The organism is Enhygromyxa salina, assembly GCF_000737335.2.
Taxonomy (GTDB): Bacteria; Myxococcota_A; Polyangia; order Nannocystales; family Nannocystaceae; genus Plesiocystis; species Plesiocystis salina_C.
This window is the reverse complement of sequence record NZ_JMCC02000080.1, coordinates 1-25073: the sequence shown is the minus strand read 5'-3', so window position 1 is coordinate 25073 and position 25073 is coordinate 1. Positions and strand designations below refer to the sequence as shown.

Below are 25073 nucleotides of genomic sequence, written 5' to 3'. Positions count from 1 at the left end.
TCTGTCCCATCCGCGCGCTCAATTTCGCGGTGGAACAGCGCTTACCCGAGCGATCTCGCCCCTTTGGAAGGTCGCACTTCTTACCTCAGCCAAATGAGGATACATTGCTGCCCACGAGCGAAGTGATGACGCACTCTGAGGCACGAAAAGGGGCCTCGCTCGGCTTCCTCGATGGCTACGACCTCCAGCGGTTGCTGCGAAAGACGCGGAGCACGGCGGTCTATCACGCGTCGCGCAACCGCGATGGTCTCGCTGTCATCGCCAAGTTCTATCTGGCTGACAAAGACGCCGCCGAAGGACACTTCGAGCACGAGTATCGGCTCCTGAGTTCGCTCGGTGTTGGCGGTGCGGTCGAGGCCGTGGATCTGGTGCGGGCAGGCCAGCAGCACGTCCTGATCCTCAAGCGCTTCCCGGGCGTCGATCTCGACAACTTCATGGGCGGCCGCCCGCTCGACATCGAGACCTTCCTGGTGCTCGCCGTCAAGATCACGACGATCCTCACAAACGTCCACGCACGCCGCGTCATCCACCGGGACATCAAGCCAAGCAGCATCCTCGTCGACCCGGACACCCTCGAGATCTGCCTCGCCGACTTTGGCATCTCGGTGGCGCTCGAGCGCGACCACCGTGAGATCTACGACCTGGGGGTGCTCGCGGGCACATTGCCGTATTTGGCGCCCGAGCAGACCGGACGCACGACCCGCACGGTCGATCACCGCAGCGATCTCTACTCGCTCGGCGCGACCTTCTACCAGATGTTGGCAGGCCGTCCGCCGTTCACGGACACCGAGCCGCTGCGCCTGGTGCACGCTCACCTCGCGCGGGTGCCCCCATCGCTCGAGCAGCTGCGCCCAGAGATCCCCAAGGTGCTCGCGGCCATGGTCGCGCGGCTGCTGGCCAAGGATCCGATCGATCGCTACCAATCTGCGCAGGGGCTCTTGCATGATCTCGAGCGTTGCCAACAAGAGCGACGTGGGTTCGAGATCCCCAGCTTCGAGCTTGGCCTGGGCGACGCCTCCGAGCGCCTCGAGCTGCCGGACCGACTCTACGGGCGCAAGTCCGAGGTCGAGCGTCTGTCCCAAGCATTCGATCGGGCCTGCGCCGGCGGCGTGGAGTTCTTGCTGCTCCACGGTCCGTCGGGGATCGGGAAGACCGCGCTCATTCAGTCATTGCAGCCCCAGCTGGCCGACCGCGAGGGTTACTTCGCCGCTGGCAAGTTCGAGCAATTTCGCAGCAACGTGCCGCTGCTGGGCGTGACCCAGGCGCTCTCGCGTCTCGTCGACCGCCTGCTGATCGAAGACGAGGAGCGACTCGAGGCCTGGAAGCAGCGGTTGAGCGAAGAGCTGGACTCGACGGCGTCGGTGCTCGTGCCCTTGGTCCCCGGGCTCGAGCACCTGTTGGGTCCGCAGCCCGACGCACTCGAGCTCGGCGCGCTCGAGTCACGCAATCGCTTGTTGGTCGCGCTGGGTCGGCTGGCAACGACGATCGCCGCGCCCGAGCACCCGGTAGTGTTGTTCCTCGATGACCTGCAGTGGAGCGACCCGATCAGCCTGCGGGTGATCGAGCAGCTGGTCACTGCCAGCGACGCCAAGGGTCTGCTGGTGATTGGCGCCTATCGCGACGAGGAGGTCGACGACGATCACCCGCTGCGCGTGCTCGCCAAGCGCGTCGAACAATCGGTCGAGCTCGAGCTTGGCCCGCTCTCGACCGCGGCGGTGAGCGAGCTGATCGCCGACGCGCTCAAGGTCGACAAGGTGCGCGCGGCCGAGCTCGCGGGCTCGCTGGCTGGACGCACCGACAACAATCCACTGCTGATCCGTCAGCTGCTGGTGTTGCTCGAGCAGGACGGGGCGCTCACTCGTGGCGCCACGGGTTGGAGCTGGAGCGCCGACGCCGTTCGCAAGTCGGGGATCCCCAGCGACGCGCTTGGCATGATTCGGGCCAAGCTCGAGCGGCTCTCGCCGGAGCTTCGTGAAGTGCTCGCCGCTGCGGCCTGCGCTGGGAGCCGGTTCGATCTGAGCGGGTTGGCGGCTGCGCTCGAGCGACGGCCGGCCGATCTGCTGCCCGACGTGACCTCGCTGGCCGACGAGGGCTTGCTGACCTTGTCCGACTCGGTCGTCTGCTTCACGCATGATCGCATCGAGGAGGGCGCCAGGCATTGGCTCGACCCCGAGCACGCCCAGCACTACCACCGACGGATCGGTCGGTTCTTGCGGGACACCGCGCCCGAGGCCCAGCTCAACGAGCGGATCTACGACATCGTTGATCACCTCAACCGAACGATCGAGACGGAAGATGACGCCGATCGCCTGTGGGAGCTGGCCGAGCTCGATCTCCTCGCGGGCCAAGCTGGGCTGCGAGCGTCGGCTTCCATGATGGCCGCGCGGCATCTCGAGGCCGGGCTCCGGGCGCTCGAGCGCGCGGACGCTTGTTGGGACGGGAAGTCGTCGGCCAGGATACGGGGGCATGGCGATCGGCTCGCGCTCTCGCTGGGTGTGCAACACGCTCGGTGTGTCTCGTTGATGGGGGACTACGAGCGGGCGTCCGAACTCTTCGACGCGATCATGGGGCCCACACTCAGCCCGCTCGATTACGCCAATGTCGCCCTCGTTCGGCTCGAAGCGTGCACGATCGCAAGTCGTCAAGAAGATGCGATCCGCTGGGCTCTCGCTGGGCTCGAAAAGCTTGGCGTGCGGTTGTCCCCATCGCCGGGGCCCGTCACGGTGGTGTCGTCACTGGTCCGCATGAAGTGGGCGTTTCGGGCCAAGAACCGAGGTGCTCTCGATCACTTGAGTGCGTGTGAAGATCCCTCGGCGCGCTTGCGAATGGAGTTGCTGGCGAAGTTGGTGGGACCCGCCTATGTGGTCGGCGGAACGCTCGTCCCCGTCATCATTGTATTGGCGGCGCTCGAGAGTCTACGGATCGGACGGACGTCCAGTTTTTCATACTACTTGGCGTTAGTGTGCATGCTATTGGCCGGAGCCCTCGGGGACTACGACGGCGCCGCCGGACTCGCCAACCACGCCCTGAAGCTGATCCACGAGCCCGGCGCAACGCGACGCGGCATCACGGTATTGCTCGCGCACAGCATTGTCTTGCACTGGACGCGCCCCTACGCAGAGTGCTTCGAGGGGGTGCAGTCGAGCTTCGAGCTGGCCCTCGAAGAGGGTGATCTCGAGTACGCGACCTATGCCACATTGCACCGGGTCGGATACCAGTCTTCGATGGGTCGCCCGCTCGACGTCGTGCGTGTCGAAGCGCAAGAGGCCGCTCGCTTCGCAAGTAACACGGGCATGGTCGAATTCGCCGAGGCCATTCGCGTCCGGGTCCGCATGTCCGAGGTGCTCGAGGGCGCCGAGGTCCTCGACAGCTTCGACCCTGACGACTTCACGCTGCTCTACCCGCGTTGCGTGGCCGTGAACTGGGCGATGCAGCCGCTGGTGTTTCTAGGTGAGCCGGAGCGCGCGTTGGCCCTGTCCGAGTCCGTCGTCAACAAGGTCGGCGAGGGATTGTTTGGCTTCTATCTGCTCCCCGAATTCGTGTTTTATCGGGGCCTCGCCGCCGCGATCTGCCTCGACGAAGCCCGCGAAGATCAGCTCCGCAGCCGACGCAAGATCCTTCGCAAGAGCCACAAACAGCTAAAAAAGTGGGCCGCAGTCTACGACGGCAACCTTGGCGCTCACGCCCTGCTGCTCGAGGCCGAGCTCGCGCGCGGCCGAACCGAGCTCGCCCAAGATCTCTACGAACGTGCCGCCCGCCAGGCCCACGAGTCCTTTCCCCAGATCGAGGCGCTGGCCTGGGAGCGGCTCGGGCATTTCATGGGTGCGCGCGGCTGGGAGGGCCTCGCCCACACGCCGATGTTGCGGGCGCACAGCCTCTACGAGGCGTGGGGGGCTGTCGGCAAGGTCGCTCAGATCGAGCGGGATTTTCCAGAGCTGCGGTTCTTGTCGGCTGCTACGGCGATCCCCTACAACATCAATGAGACCGTATCGACGACGACCTCGTCGATGAGCGCCTCGCTCGACGTCGCCAGCGTGCTCAAGAGCACCCTGGGGATCACCCGCGGGCAGAGCCACGACGAGGTTGTCTCGCGCGTGCTCGCTGCCGCGATCGAGAACGCCGGGGCTCAACGCGGCGTGCTGGTCCAGCATCTCGAGGGTGCGCTGTACGTCGTCGTGGAGAACGACAACGAGGGCTCGACCGGCCGCGTCACCAGCCCGATCCCCCTCGCCGAGGCCGAAGCGATGTTGCCGACCTCGCTCGTTCGCCTGGTCGCGCGCACCCGCGAGCCACGGATCATCCACGACGCGCGCGCAGATCTCGACGTCCGGACCAGCCCTGGGGCGCCGTCCAACAAGGTCTTGTCGATCGTGTGCATGCCGATCCTCAGCCAGAATCAGCTGGTCGGCGTGCTCTACCTCGAGAACCGCCTGGTCACGGGTGTGTTCACGCCGGATCGTCTCGAGGTGCTCGAGCACCTCGCTGCGCAGGCGGCGATCTCGTTGCAGAGCGCGCGGCTGTTCGATGAGCTACGCGGCCGCGAGGCGCAGTGGGCCTCGCTGGTCGAGCACGCACCCGACAACATCGCGATCGTCGATCGGGACGGCTGCATCGAGTTCATTAATCGTGGCGTCACCGACGAGGGGCGCGGCGTCACCCACGAGGGGCGCGGCGTCACCCACGAGGGGCGCGGCGTCACCCACGAGGGGCGCGGCGTCACCCACGAGGGGCGCGGCGTCACCCACGAGGGGCGCGGCGTCACCCACGAGGGGCGCGGCGTCACCGACGAGGGGCGCGGCGTCACCGGGGAGGGGCGCGGCGTCACCGGGGAGGGGCGCGGCGTCATCGGGGAGGGGCGCGGCGTCATCGGGGAGGGGCGCGGCGTCATCGGGGAGGGGCGAGGCCTCGTCAACGAGGGGCGAGGCCTCGTCAACGAGGGGCGTGGCCTGATCGGGCGCCGCATGGCGACGTTGTTCGCGCCCGAGTACCAGGACCGGGTCAACGCCGCGATCGCCAAGGTGTTCGACTCGGGCGAGCACGACAGCTTCGAGGCCGAGGTGCTCGGCAAGGACGAGGAAGATCGCCGGTGGTGGACGACCCGCCTCAGCCCGATCCTGGGCAACCAAAAGGGCATGGAGGCCACGGAGGTCACGCGCGTCACCTTGATCAGCACCGACGACACGGAGCACCGTCAGCTCGAGGGCCAGCTTCGCCAGTCGCAAAAGATGGAGGCGGTCGGCGCTCTCGCGGGTGGCGTTGCTCACGACTTCAACAACCTCTTGAGCGTGATCCTGGGCAGCGCCGAGCTGGCGCGCGAGGGGCTGTACCCGGCCGAAGACGCCCTCGACGAGGTCATGGACGCCGCCGAGCGAGCCAGCGCGCTGACCCGCCAGCTGCTCGCGTTCAGCCGCAAGCAGTTCCTGTCGCCACGGGTGCTCGATCTCAACGAGAGCGTCAGCGGCATGAGCAAGATGCTGCGCCGGCTGATCAGCGAGGACATCGAGCTGGTCCTCGATCTGACCGAGGGCCTGGGCTGGATCCGCGTGGATCCGGGCCAGCTCGAGCAGGTCGCCCTCAACCTGGTCGTCAACGCCCGCGACGCCATGCCCGAAGGCGGCGAGATCTGGGTGCGCACCTCGCAAGCGGAGCTGAGCCCGGCCAAGATATGGCGCCACGAGAACCGCGAGCCCGGCCTCTACGTGACGCTGGAGGTCAAGGACTCCGGCGCGGGCATGGACGCGGCCACGCGCGAGCGGATCTTCGAGCCCTTCTTCACGACCAAGGCAGCGGGCAAGGGCACGGGCCTGGGGCTCTCCACGGTCCACGGTATCGTCAAGCAGAGCGGCGGCTTCATCGAGGTCCAGAGCGAGCTCGGCGTGGGCACGACCTTCTCGGTCTACCTCCCGGTCGTCGAGGCCGTGCTCGACGCGACGAACAGCAACCAGTCCGAAGAGATCCCCGGCGGGCGCGAGACCATCTTGTTGGTCGAAGACGAAGCTAGCGTCCGCAAGCTGATGATCACGATCCTCACGCAGCAAGGCTACACGGTGCTCGAGGCCGCCAACGGTGAAGACGCGCTGAAGATCGCCGCCGAGACCGACTGGATCGACATGCTGCTCACCGACGTCGTGCTGCCGGGGATCAGCGGCAGCGAGGTCATCGACGAGGTCCTCAAGAAGTTCCGCGACATGGCGGTGCTCTACGTGTCGGGCTACACCGAGGACGCGATCAAGGGCCTCGGTGGGGACAAGGACGCGCGCGCGTTCTTGACCAAGCCGTTCACGCGTGACTCGCTGGCTCGCAAGGTCCGCGAAGCCCTCGACGAATAGGTGTGAACGGGAAGCCGCTCGCCCGAGCCAAAACCCCGGGCAGGCAGCTCACAAACCCGTATACTCGCGCAGATGTTGGGGATGCGCGTCCGCTCGTTTGTGGTGTTCCTGCTCGTTGCGATGTTCAGCTTCGGCTGCAGCAGCGGCGGCGCACCAGCAGGCCAGGCCGTCACCAGCGACGGCGCGATGACCAACGCGGAGGTCCGCGACTGGTACAACGCCCAGGTCGCGACGATCCCGGAGCAGAATCAGGCTTGGCTGGCCGAGGGGCTCAGCGCCGAACAGCGGGCCCAAAAGGCCTACTCGATACGCCACGACGCCCGGAGCGAGGCCCGCAACAAGATGTCCAACAAGGCCGAGGTCGAGTCGCTGCGGGCCAGGGATCAGGCCAAATACGGCAACCCTGACGGCCCGACGCTCGAGTATCTCGTTGACAAGAACCGCGGCAAAGGGCTCGAAGGTGACGCGGTCTACGAGGCGATCATCGAGAGCTCCTCGCGTACCGACGAGCAGACCAACAAACGCTTCGGGTCCAAATAGTCGAAAAATCGGGGCAAGCCCGACCCCCCACTGAAATTCGCGTGAAGCTCGCGGTGATCTCCCGTCGCCTGGTGCCAAAATCTTGCTGCGCGACGCTCGATTTCGCGAGACAGTCCCGCAATGCGAATTTCATGGCTCGTTGGGACAACTTCAATTTTCTTGGCGCTCAGCCTGGGCTGCGGTGACAGCACTGGCACTGGCAGTGACGGCACGGGTACGGACGGCACTGCAGGAACCGCCGACACTGGCGAGTCCAGTGCCAGCAACTCCGGCGACGGCGACGGTGACCCCTCGACCGGCGACGGCGACGGCGATCCAGGTGGCGACGGTGACTCCGGCTGTGTCGTTGGCTCTGACGGCTGCCCCTGCACACCGGGCGGCGGATGTGACCCCGGCCTGATGTGCGACGGCGGCGTGTGCGGCCCGGCGCAGGGCGACGGAGACGGCGACCCCACCGGAGACGGAGACGGAGACGGCGACCCCACCGGTGACGGAGACGGAGACGGCGACGGCGACGGCGATCCCACCGGCGACGGCGATGGCGATGGCGACGTGCCCTACGGTCCGTGCCCCAGCGGCGACGATGACGACTGCGCCCCGGGTGAGGTCTGCGTGACCGGGACCAGCCAAAACCAGCCTTGGAGCTTGTGCACGACGGCGTGTCAGGGCCAGATGCAGTGCGACGTCAGCGACCAAGATGGCTGCGCCAACCTGCCTGGCGACGGGCAGAACAGCGGCTTTTGTACCCCCGCGATCAATTGCAGCTTTGGCAACCCGTGCCCGATGGACATGGAGTGCTTCCCAGGCTTCCAGGGCAACGCGCCCTCGTGCATGTGGCCCGATCCGTAGCTCACTGCGCCAGCGTCTGCGCCAGCTCGACGAGCTCGAGGCCCAAGGGCTTTTGTTTGCCGACCACGTCCGCGAGCGGCGTGGTCACCACCTCGTTGCCCCGCAGGCCAACCAAGACCCCGTGCTCGCCGCGCTCGAGGCAGTCGATCGCGTGGGCACCCAACCGCGCGCCGAGCAGTCGGTCAAACACGGTTGGTGTGCCGCCGCGCTGAATGTGGCCGAGCACGGTCACCCGCATGTCAAACCGGACGCGCTCACGATGCTCGCGCTCGAGGATCTCGGCCAGCGCGGCCGCGTTGTAGCGCGCTCCCTCGGCCACGATCACGATCGCGTGGTGCTTGCCGCGGTCGTAGGCGCTCGCGATCCGCTGCGCGACCTCGTCGGGCCCAAGATCCTGCTCTGGCAGCACGATCGCCTCGGCCCCGGTCGCCAGCCCCACCGTCAACGCGAGGTAGCCACACGATCGGCCCATGACCTCGACGATCGACGCGCGCCGATGTGAGCTGGACGTCACGCGCAGCTTGTCGACCGCATCGACGGCGACGTTGGCCGCGGTGTCGGCCCCCAGCGTGATGTCGCTGCCCTCGAGATCATTGTCGATCGTGGACGCCAGCCCGACCACCGCCAGGCCCTGCTCGTGGAGCGCGTGGGCGCCCGCCTGTGAGCCGTTGCCTCCGATGACGACCAACGCGTCGACGCCGAGCGCGGCGAGGTTGGCGATCCCACGCGCGCGCACGCTGGCGTCATGGAAATCTTTGCAGCGTGCGCTACCCAGCACCGTGCCACCCAAGCCCAAGATCCCGCCGACATCGCGGGCGGTCAGGCGCCGAATCTTGCCCTCCTCGGGTGCCGCGATGAGCCCGGCATAGCCCTCGCTGACCCCGTAGACGGCCCATCCCTGGGCGAGGGCGCTGCGCGTCACGGCGCGGATGGCCATGTTCATGCCAGACGCGTCACCTCCGCTGGTCAGCACTGCGATCGCCTTTGCTTGGTCTTGCACTGCGCAGGCTTACACGCCTCGCGGCCGCGAGAAAAGAGCTACGCTCGCGCTCGAGCATGAGCGAGAGCATCGACTCAGTCATGAACCACGAGGTCTATGCGGTACGCGCCCACGAACCGTCGGGCGAGGTGCTGGGCATGATCCTGACTTTGGGCATCACGGCCGCCCCGGTCGTGGACGAGCGGCGTGTCCCGCTTGGCTTGGTCTCGCTGCGCAACCTCGCCCGCGCCAAGCGGGACGAGCCAGTGTCGAAGCACATGACGAGTCCGGCGGCGACGGTCTCGATCAACACCACGATCGAGCAAGCCGGGCTCGAGATGGGTCAGCTCCGCTACCACCACCTGGTGGTCGTCGACGACCAAGGTCGCGTGTGCGGGTTCTTGTCCTCGCTCGACGTGATCCGCGGCCTGGTTGGGCTGCCGCCCTCGCACCCGCCTGCATTTCCCCACCAAGAGCCCGAGAGCGGCATGAGCTGGTCGCCCACGCTGCCGCTGACCCGCTCCAACATTGAACAGTTCGCCCGATCAGGCCCCGGCATGCTGGTGCTGACCAACGCCCAGGCCAGCGACGAAGTGCTGTGGGCCGAGGCCGCCAACGACGTCGCGGCGCGGTTGCAGGCGTTCCTCACCGGTGCGCACAACCTGCCGGAGCCCGTTGGCGAGCGGCTCGCTGCCGGTCAGCTCGGGTTTCGCTGCGCGTCATTTGCCGGGGCCCAGACCGACGGTCCCAGCGTGATCGACGTGTTGTTGGATCGCTAGAGAACGGCCACGCTCGTGCAACTCGAAGCGCTGATCAAGGCCCTGAGCCAGCCAACCGCCTACCCATGGCACGGTCCAGACGCGACCGTAGAGGTGATCCAGACCCACATCTCGGTCGTGTTCCTGATCGGCCGCGAGGTGTTCAAGATCCACAAGCCCGTCGACTTTGGGTTCTTGGACTTCACGACCCTCGAAGGTCGCCGGCGTGACTGCGAAGCAGAGCTCGAGGTCAATCAGGAGCTCGCGCCGGGTGTCTACCGGGGGCTGGTCACTGTCGTTCGGCGTGACGGCGTGGTCCAGATCGAGCGCGCACCCAGGCCCGATGGGTCAGACAAGGTGATCGAGTGGGGCGTGTGGATGCGGCGGCTGCCCGAGTCCGCGACCTTTGCCAGCTTGCTCGAGCGGGGGGAGCTCGGCCGTCCGCAGCTGTGGGGGCTGGCGGCGGCGCTGGTTGGGTTTTATCGCGACGGGGCCGCGCACGCGGCCGCGCACCCGGAGCTGGCTCAGCTTGGTGGTCTCGACACCGTCATCGAGAACATGCAGGAAAATTTCGCGCAGCTCGACGCGATGCTCGATGTCGCCGCCGAATTTGGCCAGCCCGCGCCGATCGATCGCGACCTGCTTGGGCGCCTGCGTGCCGCGACCGAGGCCGAGCTCGCCCGCGTCAGTCCGCTGATCCGGGCCCGCTGCGAGACGGGGGCGATCCGCGACACCCACGGGGATCTGCGTCTCGAGCACGTCTACAGCCTTGGCCACGCCAGCCGCGAAGACGCGGAGCTGATCGACGACGACTTGCTGAACGCGATCGGCCGGCGCGAGCTGCTGATCATCGATCGCATCGAGTTCACCGAGCGGTTTCGCTGGTCCGACCCAGTCGCAGACATTGCGTTCCTGATCATGGACCTGCAGGCCCGCGGCGCCTGGCAGCTCGCGCGCTGCTTCGCGGACGACTTCATCTCGGCCAGCGGCGACGCCGACGTCGAGCGGCTGTTGCCCTTCTATGCCGGGTATCGGGCCACCGTACGGGCGAAGGTCGCCGCGATGGCGGCCTCGGAGCCCGAGCTTGGCGACGACGCCCGCGGCCACGCGCGAGCCAAAGCCGAGGCCCGCGCCCGCCTGGCCTTGGTCGAGCTGTCCAAGCCCAGCGCGCGCCCGTGCATGGTCCTCGTCGCGGGGCTGCCGGGCACGGGGAAGTCCGTGTTGGCGCGAGCGCTGCGAGAGACCGCCGGGTTCGTGTGGATCCGCGCCGACGAGGTCCGCAAGCGACTCGCTGGGCTCAATCCGTTTGAGCGGGCATCCCCCGCCCTGAGCCCAACACCTCCCGGGATGCCCTTGGTTGAGCGGGCATCCCCCGCCCAGAGCCCAACACCTCCCGGGATGCCCTTGGTTGAGCGGGCATCCCCCTTGGAAGATCGGGGGTCCCAGATCAACCAAGGCATCTACACCAGCGAGTGGAGCGACCGCACCTACGCCGCCTGTCTCGAGCGCGCCGCTGAGGTGTGCCTTGCCGGTGGCCGGGCCCTCGTCGACGCGACCTTCGTCGAGGCCGGGCGTCGCGAAGCGTTTGTCCAGGCCGCGATCGGCTGGGGCGTCCCGGTCCACCTGTTGGTCCTCAACGCGCCCGCCGAGCTGATCCGTGAGCGGCTCGCGGCTCGCACCGGGGATCCCTCAGACGCCGACTGGGACGTGTATCAGGCCCTGCGTGACAAGTGGGCGCCGGTCGATCCGCTGCTGTGTCGGTTCAACGTGATCGACGCGTCTGGGCCCGCGCGAACCTTGTTGTCCGAGTCCATGCGGGCGCTGTCCAAAGTCGGGTTGGTTTAGTGGTACACCTGTGCGCGTCATGACCACGCGCACTTGGATCACCGCCGCTTGCACCCTCGCGCTGCTGTGCACCGTTGGCTGCAAAAAGGAAGAGACGACCACCCCCGATGACGCGACCGCGGGGGATGACGACGAGGACGACGCGCCCGAGCCCGCCCCCGCCGAAGTCGAGGACGAGGCCCCGCAGATCCTCAGCAAGGCCAGCTTCGACGAGACGATCACCGACCACTTCAGCGACGTCAGCGACTGCTACGTGGCCGCGCTCGAGGGGAACCCCGACCTCAAAGGCAAGCTCAACGCCGAGTTCACGTTTGGCGCCGACGGGGTCCCAACTTCCGTGACCGCGGTTGACGGCAGCTCGATCAGCGATGAGGCGCTGGTCCAGTGCATCAGCGACGCCGCCGCAAACTGGGGCTTTGACCAGCCAGCTGAAGCGGGCATGCGCTTGCGCTACGAGTTCAACCTGGCTCCGGCCGGTTGATCACCCACCACGAGTTTCCCCAAAAGACAGCGCCGCCATGTGCGGCGCTGTCTCGCGTTGGGCGTTGCGAGCGCGGCGATCATTTTACCGGCGACGTCGTCGGCCCACGTGGCGCGGATATCGGGAGAGTTGCATTAGGTCGAGTCGGCGGCACGTCGCTGGCCGTGCCGTGTCGCGTGCCGGGCCTGGCTGCCACGCATATATGAACATTCGCGACAATGATGTTCGACTTCGAGCGGCGCTGAATTCTCAGTCACGCCCGGGATCGGCGCGTGGAAGTTGCGAGAAAGACCAATACAATGCCAACGATCACTCTGGACAACCTCACTTGTATCCGCGATGGGGACTTCTGGGGCCGCGCCGAGCCCTACATGTGGAACTTCTTCTTCGGCCTCGATTCGCCGCCCATCGAAGATCCAGGGGTTCCCCCCAACGACATGCTCCGGGTCGCGACCACGGATCCGCTGCTGTACACCCCAGCCACGGGACACCACGGCAACCTTGGCGTCACCCAAGTCGGGCGTGGGCAGACCATCGCGATCCCAGCGCCGGTTGGGAGCATGAAGATCCCGATCCCCAACAACAAGATCCTGACCCCGGCGGGTCCACCAACGTCGAATTGGGCCTCGGTCGGCGTGATCTCGATGTTGCTCGAGCAAGACTGGTACACGAACGGTGGCGTCGCCGCCGGCTACGTGGCGATGCGAATGTTGATCGATAGCCAGCTGAAGCACATGATCAACAACAAGATGGATTCGCCGTTTGGGCGGCCCGCCTTCGAGCCGGTCGATGTTCACAACTGCCTCTCGCCGCTGATGCGCACCGGGCTTCCCGGCCAGGTCAAGGCGGCGATCTTGGGGGCACAACGGCCGCTGCAGAACCTGGGCAGCATGCTGAACCCAGATGATCTGCTGGGTATGGAGGTCTTCATGTGGGACATGCGGCAGCTGCTGCCCGCCCCCGCCGAGATCTCGTTCTTCGGGAACTACAGCCGTCGCGGACTGTGGGAGGTCCGCGGCCGCGTCTCAAACCCCTGAGCCGAGACAGCGCAGCGCGATGTGCCTGGTCATTGCTGGCCAGGTGCATCGCGTGAATGTTGCGTTCATGGATCTACGGGGTCCGCAGATGGCGTCTGCCAGTGGACCTCGTCGCGCCGCCCGAGTACGAGGACATCGGCATCTGTATGGTCCCGCCCGCGTGAGCCCCGGAGCCAGCTGCGGAGCTGCGCGGTCACGCACTCGCGTCCAATCCCTCAGTCCTGCGCTGCGTCCAGGGCGTCGGCGCGGCGCTCGAGCGTGCGCACGATGTTCGTCATTCGCAGCATCGGGGCCTCGATCCCTGGAAACAGCTCGACCAACGCGAGCAGCGGCCGCACGGGTCCCTCGGTGACCAGCACCTGCTTGGCCCCGCGCAGCACCTTCATCACGCCTGCCGCCACCTTCTGCGGCCGAACCTCGCGCAAGGCCAGCGGCGCCCGGATACCCGTGCGCCCCCACATGCCCTCGGACACGAAGCCTGGGCACACCACCCCAACGTGGACACCCGTGCCGTGCAGCTCGAGGCCCAGCGAGGTGGTGAAGCCGTTGAGGCCGTGCTTGGTCGCCGCGTACACGCTGTTGTAGGGGGTCGCGCCCTTGCCCGACATCGACGAGATATTGACGATCGTCCCGCGCTTGCGGGCGAGCATGGGGGGCAGCACGCGGCGGGTGAGATCGATCGGCACCGCGAGGTTGAGGGCGATCTGGTCGTGGACCTGCGCGTCGCTCTGGTCGAGCAGGCGCCGGGTGTACTCGACCCCGGCGTTGTTGATCAGCACGTCGATCTCACCCGCGGACTCGATCAAGCGCGCGCGATCGTCTGGGTTGGCGAGGTCGGCCGCGATCACGCTGACCTGCGCGCCGGCGCGCTCGCACGCGGCCGCGAGCTCGCTGAGCTTGTCCGCGTCGCGGGCGGTCAGGATCAGGTGGGCGCCCGCGCCAGCGAGCGCGCGCGCGACGTGGACGCCAAGCCCTCCAGACGCGCCGGTCAGCAGCACCTTGCGTTGATGAAGATCGATCGGCATCGACGCGAAGACTAAACGCGTTGAACGATCTAAGCTCGCGCCGTGAGTGACGAGCCGCGCTGGTGGCTGTACCTGCTGCGATCAGCGGGCGGCCGGACCTACGTTGGGATCACCACCGAGCTCGAGCGCCGGCTCGCGCAGCACAACGGCGAGCAGGACGGCGGCGCCAAGTCGACCCGGGCCGGTCGACCGTGGACACTCGATCGCAGCTGGGGCCCGTACTCGCGCAGCCAGGCGTCCGCACACGAGTACCAGCTCAAGCGTCGCCGTGGCGCGCGGCGCGGGAGCTGGGAGCCCGACCCGTCCGAGTGAGCGCCAGCCAGTGGTGACCCTACTCGCACCGCGGGTCGCCAAAACCCGCCCAGACCGGGGGGACAACAGTCGACTCGCGCAGCGTGGGAGGTAGGCTGCCCCGCATGGCGAGCGAGGAAAGCGCGCAGTCTCCGAGCAAGGACGATCGACCGGGCAGGGGGGAGATCGAGGAGAACGCCGCGATCGACGAGCAAAAGCCGTGGCGACGGCTGCTCCGATTGTTTCGCTACACCAAGCCCTACGAGGGTCGGCTGGCGATAGCGATCGCTTCGCTGGTCGTCGGCTCTGCGCTTGGGCTGGTCTACCCGTGGTACTTCGGCGAGCTGCTGGGTGACGCGTTCGCCGAGCAGGACGCCGCCTCGCTCAATCAAAACACCCTGGTGTTGGTCAGCGTGTTTGCGATTGGGTCGGTGTTCACCTTCGTCCGCCACTACCTGATGAGCTGGGTCGGTGAGCGGGTCGTCGCGGATCTGCGCCGCGAGGTCCACCGCCACCTGCTCACGATGACGCAGCGCTACTTCCACTCCAACCGCACCGGTGAGCTGTTGTCGCGCCAATCCGACGACGCGACCCGGCTGCAGAGCGTGATCGGTCAGGATCTCAGCCTCGCGCTGCGCAACATCCTGACCTTGTTTGGCGGCATCATCATGTTGTTGCTCGTCAGCCCCAAGCTGACCGGCGCGATGTTGTTGGTGGTCCCGCCGCTGGTGATCGCCGCCAATTTGTGGGGTCGGGTGATCCGCAAGCTCGCGCGTCAGGCCCAAGATCAGCTCGCGCAGGCGGCCGGTCAGCTGCAAGAAGGTCTGTCGGCTGTCGACACCGTGCAGTCGTTCACCCGCGAAGATCACGAGGCGGAGCGCTACGGCGATGGCATCGAGCGCGCGTTCAAGCTGTTCGTCAAGCAGATCCGCGCGCGCAGTTGGTTCATGTCGGTGGCGAGCTTCCTCGCGTTTGGGGCGATCGCGGGGATCTTCTGGCTTGGCGGGCACATGGTGATCAACGGCGCGATCGAGCCGGCCGAGCTCGGTAAATTTTTCATGTACACGCTCGCCGTTGCTGGCGGGGTTGGCAGCCTCGCGGGGGTGGTTGGCAGCTACAACCAAGCGCTGGGTGCCACGGCTCGCCTGTTCGAGATTCTGGACAGCCCGCCCGAGATCGAGGACGCCCCCAACGCGATCGAGCTCAGCCATCCTCGCGGTGAGATCCGCTTCGAGGGCGTGTCCTTTGCCTACGGCGACCGCGATCTCGAGGTCATCCGCGACTTGCAGCTCAGCATCGCCCCCGGTCAGGTCTGCGCGCTGGTCGGCTCGAGCGGCTCGGGCAAGACCACGATTGGCCGGCTGCTGCTGCGGTTTTGGGATCCCCAGCAAGGCCGCATCACCTTCGATGGTCACGACATTCGTGATCTGAAGCTTGCGTCGTTGCGGGGGGCGATGGCCGAGGTCTCGCAGGACCCGGTGCTGTTCTCGGGCACGATCCGCGAGAACGTCCGCTACGGTCGGCTCGACGCGACCGACGAGGAGCTCATCGCCGCGACCAAGGCCGCCAACGCCGACGGCTTCGTGCGCGAATTCCCCGACGGCTACGACACGATCATCGGTGAGCGCGGGGTCAAGCTCAGCGGTGGCCAGCGCCAGCGCTTGGCGATCGCCCGGGCGATCCTGCGTGATCCAAAGGTCTTGCTGCTCGACGAGGCTACCTCGGCGCTCGACAGCGAGAGCGAGCACCTGGTTCAGGCCGCCCTCGAAGGCCTGCAAAAGGGCCGCACGACCCTGGTCATCGCGCATCGGCTCAGCACGATCCGCGACGCGGATCGGATCGTCGTGCTCGACCACGGCCAAGTCGTCGAGTCGGGCACCCACACCGAGCTGATGGGCCAGAGCGGCAACTATGCCCGGCTGGTCGCCCGCCAAGCCGCGCTCGAGCCCGACCGCGCGGCGAGCTGAGCCGGCTTTGACCCGCGCGTTAGCTTGGTGAAATGGCTGGCCCACTGCCGGGCGGCGTTCGTGCTCGGGCGCACCGTGGGCAGCGGGCGAGAGCAGTAAATCTGGCGCGGCGCGTCTGTGTGCATGTCTCATGTTTGCGCGACGCGGCGCTCGTCAATGGGGCAAGTGGCGCTAGCCTCGGGATGAACGAAGGGCATCACCATGAAATCCTCGCATTCGATCCTGTCGACCAGTGTCCTCACCGCGACGCTGCTCGCGCTCGTGGGTTGTGAAAAACCCAGTGAACTCGGCAAGTCCAAGTCAACGCCGTCGGAGATGGGCAAGAAGGCACCCGAGCCCCCAGCCGACGACAAGCCAATCACGGTTGAGGCCACGGCGGGCCAGCCGGGCACGGACACGCCGGACAAGACGGTTGATGCCGCAGCAATCGACGCAGAGGTCGCCGCCCCCGCCGAGGACCCGTCAGCCAAGATCTTGGTCGAGACCGGGCGCGAGGTGGCTACGGCGATCGGTGAGGCGGTCGAGGCCCTCGACGCCGAGCAGGCCGACGCGGCCAAGGAGTCGCTCACGAAGGCCGCGGCGGGGCTCGACAAGATCAAAGCCACCCGACCAAATGTCGACATCCTCGTGGAGGTGTGGCGCGGCAAGCATACCCTGGCCGTTGCGGCCACCGAGCCGGCCTTTGACACTGTCCCGCTGTTGGCGATGTGGACCAAGATCAACGCCCACGGCGAAGACATCAAAGCCCGCCATGAGCTACGCAAAGGGCAACAGCCAGACACGGTGAGCAAGGCCGACAAGTCGGAGGACCTCGCGCTCATCGAGGGCAGCCTGATCTATACAGAGCTGGACCTGCCAATTGCGACGACACAGATTCACGTGCTCGGCGCCCAGCAATTGCTGGAACAGGGCAAGCTTGGCCAGGCCAAAGATCTACTGGTGCGCGCGGGCGCGTCATTCGGTGTGATTCAGATCGTCGCCAGCACGCCAGAGTTCCAGGCCCATCAATTGGTGAAAGACGCCCACGCCGCCGTTGAGCGGGGCGACTTCGCGGAGGCCAAGCGCTCGCTGACTGCCGCCGCGGATCAGCTTGGGCCGCTGGCCGAGGACCAGGGCGATCCGCAAGAGAAAAAGCTGGTGGCGATGTTGCTCGAAGAGATCGCGCCGCTGCGTACCGGGCTCGATCGCGGCGACGCAAAGGACACCAAGCAGCTCGAGGCATTTGCGCGGGTCGAGCGTCACGCGATGAGCCTGGTCCGCCGCCAAGCGATGCAGGCCGTGATGGCTTCGAGGCAGGAGCAGGAGCTCGTGGCCCTGGTCGACGCCCTGATGTGGCTCGAGATCGCCGAGAGCGAAGGGCTGTCGGACGCGACGCGGAGCATGCGAGCGGCCGACCACCTCGCGCACGCCCAGTCAATCTTGGCCAGCGCGCGCGACAAGGCAGCACCAACGACCAAGCCAAAATTTACTGAACTGTTCGGTCGGGTCGAGAAGCTGGCCAAGCTCGACTCCGCCAAGTCGCGCAAGGCTGACGAGATTGCAGCGGAGCTGCGCCGGATCGGCTTTGACCTGAGGATGATGATGCTCGACCTTGGGATGACGCCTGCGGAGCAAGCTGCGCCAGACAAGGCCGCGGACAAACCAAAGGCGAAGCCCACGCCCAAGAACAAGCAACCGAGTCAGGGCTAGCCCCGACTCGAGCGCTGAATTGGAAAAGGTGAGGGACTTGGGGCTAGGAGCCCGTGGGCTAGGCTCGAGGCCGCGAGCGTGCCCCACCACTACCTCGAGTACCGTGGCGGCCACGGCTGGCGCTCGTGGTCGAAGCTGTTTCCGATCGCGCTATGCCTGCACATGCGCGGCGACGCCTGCGAGTTCGGGCCCAGTCGCTTCTACGAGCTCGAGCGCGAGTGACCAGCGGGCTACATGCTCGGGTCAGAGGTAGCCGTCGCGGATGTAGTTTCCGGCCTCGGCGGCCGTCAGCTCGCTGCGGTGGGTGTGTCGCGATTGCATGCGGGCCTGCTCGGCGAAGCCGGCCAGCGTTGATTCGAAGCCAAGGGACCCGGCATAGTCGTCGAGGTTGCGGTTTTCCACGTTGACGTTGATCTCGCTCGCGTCGACTTCGCCCGAGCTGGCGGCCCACTCGTTGATGTTGTGGTTGGCGCCATCGATGCAAAACCACGCGCTGGGGGACGCGGGGCTGAAATACTCGTTCGACCCATAGTCAAACGCGGCGAAGCCACCCTCGTGATCGACGAGGCAGCTCTGGTCCGCGTCGCCGACCACGCGATTGGAGGTGAACGAGATGCTCGACCATGAATTCTGGGCGTCAACGAAGATCGCCCGGCGCTTCAGTCCAAACATCGCGTTGTCTGCGACGACCACCTCGCGGTTGGACCCGCCAGACAGGTGGATCCCATAGGCGTTGCCAAGATCTGGCTGGTTGACCAGCAGGTTGTCGCGGATCTCGCTTCCGTCATTGTCGATGATGTCGATGTACCAGGTGAGCGTGCGCCCCGTTGGTTGCGACCGCCCGATATCCGTGAACACGTTGTCGCGGATGACCGCGTCGGTGAAGCGATGCTCGGTGTTGGCGTTTCCGCCCATGCTGACGCCAATTTCGCCCTCTGCGAACACGTTGTCCTCAATCAGGATCTGGCTGGATCCGGCGAGCCCGCCCGAAGACAATTTGATGCCGATGCTCGACGCCCGCAGGATCAGGTTGTCGCGGACCGTGAGGTTGTGGTTGCCCGAGAGGTACATGTCATGGTTGTAGATCGTCGCGCAGGCGTCGGGGACGTCGGGGTTCCAGCCGTTCTCGTCAAACACGTTGCTCTCGATCAGCAGCCCATTGACCCCACCCGCGAAGATGCCCGAGGGGCGATAGGTTGGATCGCCGTTGGGGTTGCCGTCTAGGCAGGTCCCGACGTGGTAGCTGCGGTAGACCACGTTGTGGCGGACCTCGACCTCGCTCACGTTCTGGACGATGAACTCGCCGTACTCGACGTAGTTGTCCTCGATCAAGATGTTCTGGCCGGTGCCGACGAAGCGCAGCGCGCCACCATCGGCGCCGTTGAATTCGGGGTCGCCGGGGATCTTGGGGTAGGAGATCAACGCCAGACCCACGATCGCCAGGTTGCTGCGTTGGTTGCCGTCGTCGTCGACGAATGCCTTGTCGATCTCGAGCCGCGGTCGCTCGCGCGAGTCGCCGTAGCTGTAGATCACGAGTGGCTGGTCGGGGCTTGGTCCCGACTTGAAGCGGCGCTCGACAGAGTTGGCGCCGATGTCCATCCCCCGCCAGCTGTCGCCGCGCTTGAACAGCAAGAAGTCGTGAAAGCCGTCGCGGACCAGCTTGGCGCCCTGGGCGGGGGTGGCCACCGCGGTCTGGGGTGTGAGCCCGTCGTTGGCGTCGTCACCCTCGCTCGAGCTCACGTAGATCAGCAGCGAGTCGGGGCCAGGATCAAAGGTCGTGAACCCGTTCTCCTGGTCACGCGGGGCGCTGGCCTCGGTCGTGTCGGCGTCGCTCCAGCAGCCAACGTCGAATTGCCAGTCGACTAAGCCATCTCCGTCATTGTCGATACCATCGTTACACTCTGTAATGACGGGTTCGTCGCACGGGCCACAATCACCCGGGCAGCTCTCACAGGTCTCGTCTGGGTCACAGGTCATGTCACCGCAACTCGGGCCCTCGGTCGGGTCCCCGGTCGTGGAGTCGCTGGAATCGCTGGAATCGCTGGATTCGCCAGTGTCCGCGGTCGTATCCGCGGTCTCGGTGGCCTGACTGGTCTCCGCTGTCTCGCCTGGCTCTTGGCACCCAGCTAGGGCCAGGGCCAGCGCACAGGCGGGGACGCACAGGTGAGTATGCATCGGCGATCTATATACGAGTCGAGCGAGCGATCAAAGCCCTGCGAAGCCAGCCTCAGCGGTCTGCGTGGACGACCAGCGCGACCGCGGTTGCCTTGCGCGAGACCACCAGCACACCAAAGGTGATCACCTGCCCGGCGTCCCGAACCTCGATCTCGTGCCGGCCCGGCTTGACCCCCCGCTGCGCATGGTCGCCACTCGTTGCGAGGTAGCGCCCATCCACGAACACGCTCCCGCGCCCACCCTCGAGCACCACGTTCAGCGCGACATCTTTACGCTTGCGGTTGGCCTTGGCCTCTTTGTTTCGCTTGCCGCGACTCATGCGTTCGCCCGGCTTCCAGGTGCCAGCGCCGCCGCCGGTGCCGTACACACACACTTCGTTGCCGCAGTCTTCGTCGGTGTCGGGCGCGGGCGCGAGCAAGGCCGAGAACGCAGCGGCCGCGATCGTGAGTAGTTTGAGCGTACCCATGCTTAGAACCTTCCTTGGAGCGCCAAGCCGCCGCCGTTGTGATCGAACCACCCGCTCATGTGGACATGGGCCTGCTCCTGCGGGCCCGCAGCCTTGCGCTTCTTGACGCCCACGACGATCAGCGCAACCCCAACACCGACTCCGACCGCAGCCACGGCCCCGCCGACGTAGGCCAGCGTGTTGGCGGTCGCGCCCTTGCGGTCGAGCTCTTCGAGACGCGCGAGCTCGGCGGGCAAGCTCAGGCTCTCGGCTTCGCGCTGGTTGGCCTGGCCCATGGCGATCCCGGCCCCGAGCAGACCGATCCCGCTCGCGCCAACGGCCAGCGCGACAGAGCCCCCGGCGATCAACCCGGTGCCCGGTTTGAGCTCGCGCTTGGGTTTGTCCGCGTTGGCGAGGCTCTCGAGCCGGGCGCGCTCGGCCGCGGCTGCAGCTGCGGCGCGCTCGGCCTCGATCTCTTCGGCTAGCTCGTGGGCTTGCGTTGCCAAGCTGCCTGCCTCACCGGCCAAGTCCGCGGCGCGGTCGCGCGTGACCGGCCGCCAGTCTGTCGCGCTGTAGTTGTCGTCATCGGAGAGGTATGAGCCAATGTCCTGGGCGACCAGCGCGAGCGACTCGGCCTCGAGCGCGAGCTCGGGGTCACGGCTCGACCGAGCCTCGTCGCGGGCGCGGGTGGCCGCTAGCAAGAACAGCTCGGGATCGCCGAGCTCCTCACCGGCGTCGCGCAGGGCCGCGACGGCGGCCCTTGGATCCTGAGCCAGGCCAGCTTCGATCTGCTCCCGTTGGGCCGCCGCGTCCTCGGGCGAATGGCCGCCCTTGGCAAGAGCGGCGCTGGGCGTCATGACCAGAGCCAGCACGATCGCGAGCTGTCGCGTGGTTCGCACGCCGTGGATGATACGTCCGCGACGGATTTCGCCCAACCCTGACCGCTTGTAACTTGATTGGCAGCCACGTTGCGGGTTGTCGTAGCATCAGGGGCCGGCCTGACGCCGGCGTTGAACTCAGGAGCTCAGACATGCTTGACCCCAAAAATTATCCATTGGCCTCTCGAAACCTGATCGTCACCCTCTGTGCGTCCGCGGCTTTGATGCTCGCGTGCACGGACGACGGCGGCGCAGACGGGATGTCGACCGACGGCAGCGACACGGCGACGAGCACCGGAGACGGGGACGGTGACGGAGACGGCGACACGATGGAGGGCAACTCGGCCGAGGCCGAGGGCGACGGCGACGGGGATGGCGACGGGGACGGGGATCCGGGCGACGGGGACGGGGACGGGGACGGGGACGGTGACGACACCGGAGACGGCGACGGGGACGGGGACGGGGACGGGGATGGCGACGGTGACACGGGCGACGGGGACGGGGACGGGGACGGGGACGGCGACGGCGACGGAGATGGCGACGGCGATCCTCCCATCTTGGACAGCGACATGGACGGCGTCCCCGATCCAGACGATCCATTCCCGGACGATCCAAACCTGCCTGGCAGCGCGCAGCCCAACTTGGTCTACGCGCACACCAGCTCGCGGCTGTTCACGATGGACCCGTTCAGCTACCAGATCGTCGAGATCGGTCAGTTCAGCTTCAACCAGAGCCAGGGCTCGGTCACTGACATCGCGATCGATCGCTGGGGTGTCCTGTACGCGGTCACCTTCAACGACATCTTCGTCTGCAACCCCGCGAACGCGGCCTGTCTCTACCTTGGTGATCTCCCGTCGAGCTTCAACGGGCTCACCATGGTCCCGCCCGGGACCATCGACCCCGACGACGACACGCTGATCGGCATCGCCAACACCGGCAACTGGTACGAGGTCACGATCGTCAACCAGCAGGCCCAGCTCAACCTGATCGGCCAGTACGGCGGCGGCATGACCTCTTCCGGCGACGTGTTCTCGATTCAGGGCACCGGCACCTTCGGCGCGGTCGACAAGCCGGGCGTCAACAACGGTGACGTGATCGTCGAGTCCGATCCAACCAACGGCATGGTGCTGGGCGAGATTGCGACGACCGTCGGCTACAGCTCGCTCTACGGCCTGGCCGGCTGGGAAGACAAGATCTTCGGGTTCAACGCCGGTGGCCAGGTGCTCGAGATCGACCCCAACGGCGGCCAGGTTCAGGTCGTCGCCAACACCAACCACGCGTGGTGGGGTGCTGGCGTGTTCTCGGTGCTTCCGCAGTAGCCACGATCCGTCACGCGCACGTCCACGACTCACTTCAGTTTGCAGAGCCTGAATGTCTCCATACTCACGACTACCGCAGCGAGCGTCTTGGCTCATTGTTCCCTCGCTCGTGCTGAGCGTCGCCGCCGTGGGCGGCTGCGTCGAGCCGGGCGGCGAGGTCTCCGACTCGACATCGGAGACCAGCGTTGACACCAGCAGCACTGAAGAGCCGGCCGACACCAGCTCGAGCACCGGCGAGACCGAGACCGACACCAGCACGAGCACCGGCGAGACCGAGACCGACACCAGCTCGAGCACCGGCGAGACCGAGACCGACACCGACTCGAGCACCGACGAGACGGACACGGGCGAGACGGACACGGGCGAGACGGACACGGGGGAGACGGACACGGGCGAGACGGACACGGGCGAGGAGCCCGAGGGCCTGTGTGGCTGGGAGCCGGGGCGTGGGATCATGGCCCTGTTGGACGAGGACACCCTCACGGTCTCGCTGCTGCGCAGCGACGGGGTCACGAGCGAGCTCGACACCAGCTTGCCCGCGGCGGCCGACGACGCGGCTTTGAACCTGATCATGGACGCGCGGGGTGAGTCGCTGTTTGTCGGGGTCTACGACGACCTTGGCGGCGCCGAGCACACTCGCGCGCACTACCGCGTCTACGACCGCGACACGGGGGCGGTCGTGTGGGAACTCGCCGATGACGAGTGGGAGCCCGAAGGACGAGCGCCCTATGTGGCCTCGGATGGGCGCGCGGCCTTCTTCGCCTATTCACCCTACAACGAGTCCGACAACAGCTACTCGCGCGTGCTCGGGCCCGACGGGTTGGTCGATCATTTCAACGGCGTGGCCGCCGGCCCCGTCATGCCCGACGACTGGATGGCGATCGAGGTTGGCGAGAGCTCCCCCCGATTCCGCAATGTGGTCACCAAACAGCAAGTTGGGCTGGCCCACTCGATCTGGGATGACTACAACAGCATATGGCTGCAATCCGAGTCGCTGCTCATCTACCTCAGCTCGATCAACGGTGAGCTCCACGTCGTCGAGCAGCACGCCAACGAGGTCACGCTGCGACCGTGGCCGGAGCTCGATCCCTACCTACTCAACGGCTGGAGCGTCAGCCTCATGGCCCTGCGCGGTCATGGCCATGACGTCCTGGTGCGGCTGAGCAACAACGGGCAGCACCGCTACTTGCACCTGGCCGCGGACGACACCAGCAACGACGTCTTGATGATCCCACCGGAGGGGCACTCGGCTACTGGCTGTGTGACGCTGCCCGTCGTCGGGGCGCAGGGCGAGCTGTTCACGATCTGGCGTGACGCTGCGAGCGCGAACATCTGGGAGCTGGTCGGCGCCAACGACGATTGGGCGCCAGCCGAGCTGAGCCTGCCGGTCAGTCAATTCGCCGGCCTCTTCCTCGGGATGCGTGACGGCACCTATTGGCTGACCGCCTACGAGACCGGCAGCTGCCCCGGGGTCTGGGATCCGCCACCAATGGAGGCCTTGCTCGGCGGCTCCACCCAGATCATGCGGCCCCAGGACAACGCCTACGTCGAGCTTGGGTACGGAGCTGGCCTGCAGGTCGCTCCCGAAGGGCGCTGCTACGCGCGCCTCGGTCCGTTGCCCGACGACCCTTGGGTTATCGAGGATCTGCTCGGCCCAGGGAGCATCGAGGTGCCGGATCTGGGCGTACCGGGTTGGATCCCCAACGATTAGGCGTCGACCTCGCTCTCGCCGGCCGACGACCTGGTCCAGATCATCTCGCCCTCGAGGCCAAGCTCGACGAGGTGATCGCGGCGCTCGGGTCAATGGACCTGCGCATGAAGCAGGGGCGCGCGCCGGTCGGTCCACCCAAGCGAGGCCGACGGCTCGCGATCATGCGTCAGACGAATATGCTCGCGGTCTCGCTTGCCTGCTTGGCGCGGGCAGCCCAGCGCTCGAGCAGATCTGGATCGCTGCACTCTCGGATCTTGGCCCCGGTCGCCGCGTCGATCGGGAGCTCACGCAGCTCGAGGATCGTGAACAAGAGCTCCGCGAGAACCTCGAGCTTGCCTTCGAGCTTGCCCTCGAGCTTACCCTCGAGCTTGCCTTCGAGCTTGCCCTCGAGCTTGCCCTCGAGCTTGCCCTCGAGCTTACCCTCGAGCTTACCGCGGTCCAACCCGTCGTGGTACGCGATGCTGTTGTATTCGAGTTCGGTCAGTTTGTGCTGTTCTTCCATGTTCATCCCTTCCTTCATCTGGTCCGCCTCGTGCTTGGGGACGGCGCTCAGGATGATCGCAGCGTAGCGCCAGCGGCGTTCATCCGCGAGCTCCAGCGCCATCTCAAAGGCAATTCGCGCGCTCCCGTAGTCACCGTTGATCGCGTGGATCACCGCCGAGAGCACCGCCCACGCCGGGCGTAATCGGGCTTCCTCGATATCGCTGATCCGCGGCATGTTTTCGTGGTCGAGAACCAGCAAACCTTCACGGATC

Annotated in this window: 18 protein-coding genes and 1 pseudogene; 13 read left to right on the top strand and 6 right to left on the bottom strand. The window is 66.6% G+C overall.

The window, feature by feature from the left end; all coding sequences use genetic code 11:
• Nucleotides 1-125 precede the first annotated feature (125 nt).
• From DB30_RS27530 to DB30_RS41715, 3 genes are all read left to right on the top strand, one after another.
• Nucleotides 126-6329 (top strand): AAA family ATPase, encoded by a 6204-nt coding sequence (locus DB30_RS27530; protein ID WP_146660867.1) that lies wholly within the window; start codon nucleotides 126-128, stop codon nucleotides 6327-6329.
• Between the two features lie 72 nt (nucleotides 6330-6401).
• The gene (locus tag DB30_RS27525; RefSeq protein WP_240480344.1) at nucleotides 6402-6869 is read left to right on the top strand and encodes a hypothetical protein; all 468 of its coding nucleotides are present in this window, start codon (nucleotides 6402-6404) and stop codon (nucleotides 6867-6869) included.
• A gap of 120 nt (nucleotides 6870-6989) precedes the next feature.
• Nucleotides 6990-7718 carry a hypothetical protein gene (locus tag DB30_RS41715; protein ID WP_205633079.1) on the top strand — a complete coding sequence of 243 codons (729 nt, stop codon included), beginning with the start codon at nucleotides 6990-6992 and terminating at the stop codon, nucleotides 7716-7718.
• A gap of 1 nt (nucleotide 7719) precedes the next feature.
• Here the strand turns inward: DB30_RS41715 and DB30_RS27515 are convergent, their stop codons facing one another.
• Nucleotides 7720-8718: an ATP-dependent 6-phosphofructokinase gene (locus tag DB30_RS27515; protein ID WP_240480343.1), complete on the bottom strand. Its 999-nt coding sequence runs from the start codon at nucleotides 8716-8718 to the stop codon at nucleotides 7720-7722.
• 56 nt (nucleotides 8719-8774) lie between these two features.
• Between DB30_RS27515 and DB30_RS27510 the strand changes: the two genes are divergently transcribed.
• From DB30_RS27510 to DB30_RS27495, 4 genes are all read left to right on the top strand, one after another.
• Nucleotides 8775-9476: a CBS domain-containing protein gene (locus DB30_RS27510; protein ID WP_052554347.1), complete on the top strand. Its 702-nt coding sequence runs from the start codon at nucleotides 8775-8777 to the stop codon at nucleotides 9474-9476.
• A gap of 15 nt (nucleotides 9477-9491) precedes the next feature.
• The gene (locus tag DB30_RS27505) at nucleotides 9492-11300 is read left to right on the top strand and encodes a bifunctional aminoglycoside phosphotransferase/ATP-binding protein (protein WP_052554346.1); all 1809 of its coding nucleotides are present in this window, start codon (nucleotides 9492-9494) and stop codon (nucleotides 11298-11300) included.
• Between the two features lie 19 nt (nucleotides 11301-11319).
• Entirely contained in the window at nucleotides 11320-11781 is a 462-nt protein-coding gene (locus DB30_RS27500; RefSeq protein ID WP_146660865.1) for an AgmX/PglI C-terminal domain-containing protein, read from the top strand.
• A gap of 299 nt (nucleotides 11782-12080) precedes the next feature.
• Nucleotides 12081-12818: a hypothetical protein gene (locus tag DB30_RS27495; RefSeq protein WP_052554342.1), complete on the top strand. Its 738-nt coding sequence runs from the start codon at nucleotides 12081-12083 to the stop codon at nucleotides 12816-12818.
• 215 nt (nucleotides 12819-13033) lie between these two features.
• On the opposite strand, the gene DB30_RS27490 is transcribed toward DB30_RS27495, so the two are convergent.
• The gene (locus tag DB30_RS27490) at nucleotides 13034-13843 is read right to left on the bottom strand and encodes an SDR family NAD(P)-dependent oxidoreductase (protein WP_052554341.1); all 810 of its coding nucleotides are present in this window, start codon (nucleotides 13841-13843) and stop codon (nucleotides 13034-13036) included.
• A gap of 42 nt (nucleotides 13844-13885) precedes the next feature.
• Here DB30_RS27490 and DB30_RS27485 point away from each other — a divergent pair, with 42 nt between their 5' ends.
• The 4 genes from DB30_RS27485 to DB30_RS27470 all read left to right on the top strand — a co-directional run bounded on the left by DB30_RS27485 (nucleotide 13886) and on the right by DB30_RS27470 (nucleotide 18012).
• Nucleotides 13886-14155 (top strand): GIY-YIG nuclease family protein, encoded by a 270-nt coding sequence (locus tag DB30_RS27485; RefSeq protein ID WP_052554339.1) that lies wholly within the window; start codon nucleotides 13886-13888, stop codon nucleotides 14153-14155.
• Nucleotides 14156-14259: 104 nt separating this feature from the next.
• Nucleotides 14260-16101, top strand: a complete 1842-nt coding sequence (locus DB30_RS27480; protein WP_052554337.1) for an ABC transporter ATP-binding protein — start codon at nucleotides 14260-14262, stop codon at nucleotides 16099-16101.
• 201 nt (nucleotides 16102-16302) lie between these two features.
• Complete coding sequence (locus DB30_RS27475; RefSeq protein WP_052554335.1) at nucleotides 16303-17790, top strand: YfdX family protein; 1488 nt, start codon at nucleotides 16303-16305, stop codon at nucleotides 17788-17790.
• 78 nt (nucleotides 17791-17868) lie between these two features.
• On the top strand, nucleotides 17869-18012 hold the full coding sequence (locus DB30_RS27470; RefSeq protein WP_153258421.1) for a hypothetical protein: 144 nt from the start codon (nucleotides 17869-17871) through the stop codon (nucleotides 18010-18012).
• A 21-nt stretch (nucleotides 18013-18033) separates the two neighbouring features.
• On the opposite strand, the gene DB30_RS27465 is transcribed toward DB30_RS27470, so the two are convergent.
• Genes DB30_RS27465 through DB30_RS27455 form a run of 3 tightly spaced genes read right to left on the bottom strand, consistent with a single transcriptional unit; the run spans nucleotide 18034 to nucleotide 21309 of the window.
• Nucleotides 18034-19965, bottom strand: a complete 1932-nt coding sequence (locus tag DB30_RS27465) for a right-handed parallel beta-helix repeat-containing protein (protein WP_052554333.1) — start codon at nucleotides 19963-19965, stop codon at nucleotides 18034-18036.
• Between the two features lie 52 nt (nucleotides 19966-20017).
• Nucleotides 20018-20431 carry a hypothetical protein gene (locus DB30_RS27460; protein ID WP_052554331.1) on the bottom strand — a complete coding sequence of 138 codons (414 nt, stop codon included), beginning with the start codon at nucleotides 20429-20431 and terminating at the stop codon, nucleotides 20018-20020.
• Between the two features lie 2 nt (nucleotides 20432-20433).
• A complete protein-coding gene (locus tag DB30_RS27455; RefSeq protein ID WP_052554329.1) occupies nucleotides 20434-21309 on the bottom strand; it encodes a hypothetical protein in 876 nt (291 codons plus the stop codon).
• Between the two features lie 131 nt (nucleotides 21310-21440).
• Between DB30_RS27455 and DB30_RS41710 the strand changes: the two genes are divergently transcribed.
• Complete coding sequence (locus DB30_RS41710) at nucleotides 21441-22607, top strand: hypothetical protein (RefSeq protein WP_205633078.1); 1167 nt, start codon at nucleotides 21441-21443, stop codon at nucleotides 22605-22607.
• Between the two features lie 109 nt (nucleotides 22608-22716).
• Nucleotides 22717-24318: a hypothetical protein gene (locus DB30_RS27445; RefSeq protein WP_052554325.1), complete on the top strand. Its 1602-nt coding sequence runs from the start codon at nucleotides 22717-22719 to the stop codon at nucleotides 24316-24318.
• A gap of 166 nt (nucleotides 24319-24484) precedes the next feature.
• Here the strand turns inward: DB30_RS27445 and DB30_RS27440 are convergent.
• Nucleotides 24485-25073, bottom strand: a pseudogene (locus tag DB30_RS27440) (hypothetical protein); the annotation flags it as partial.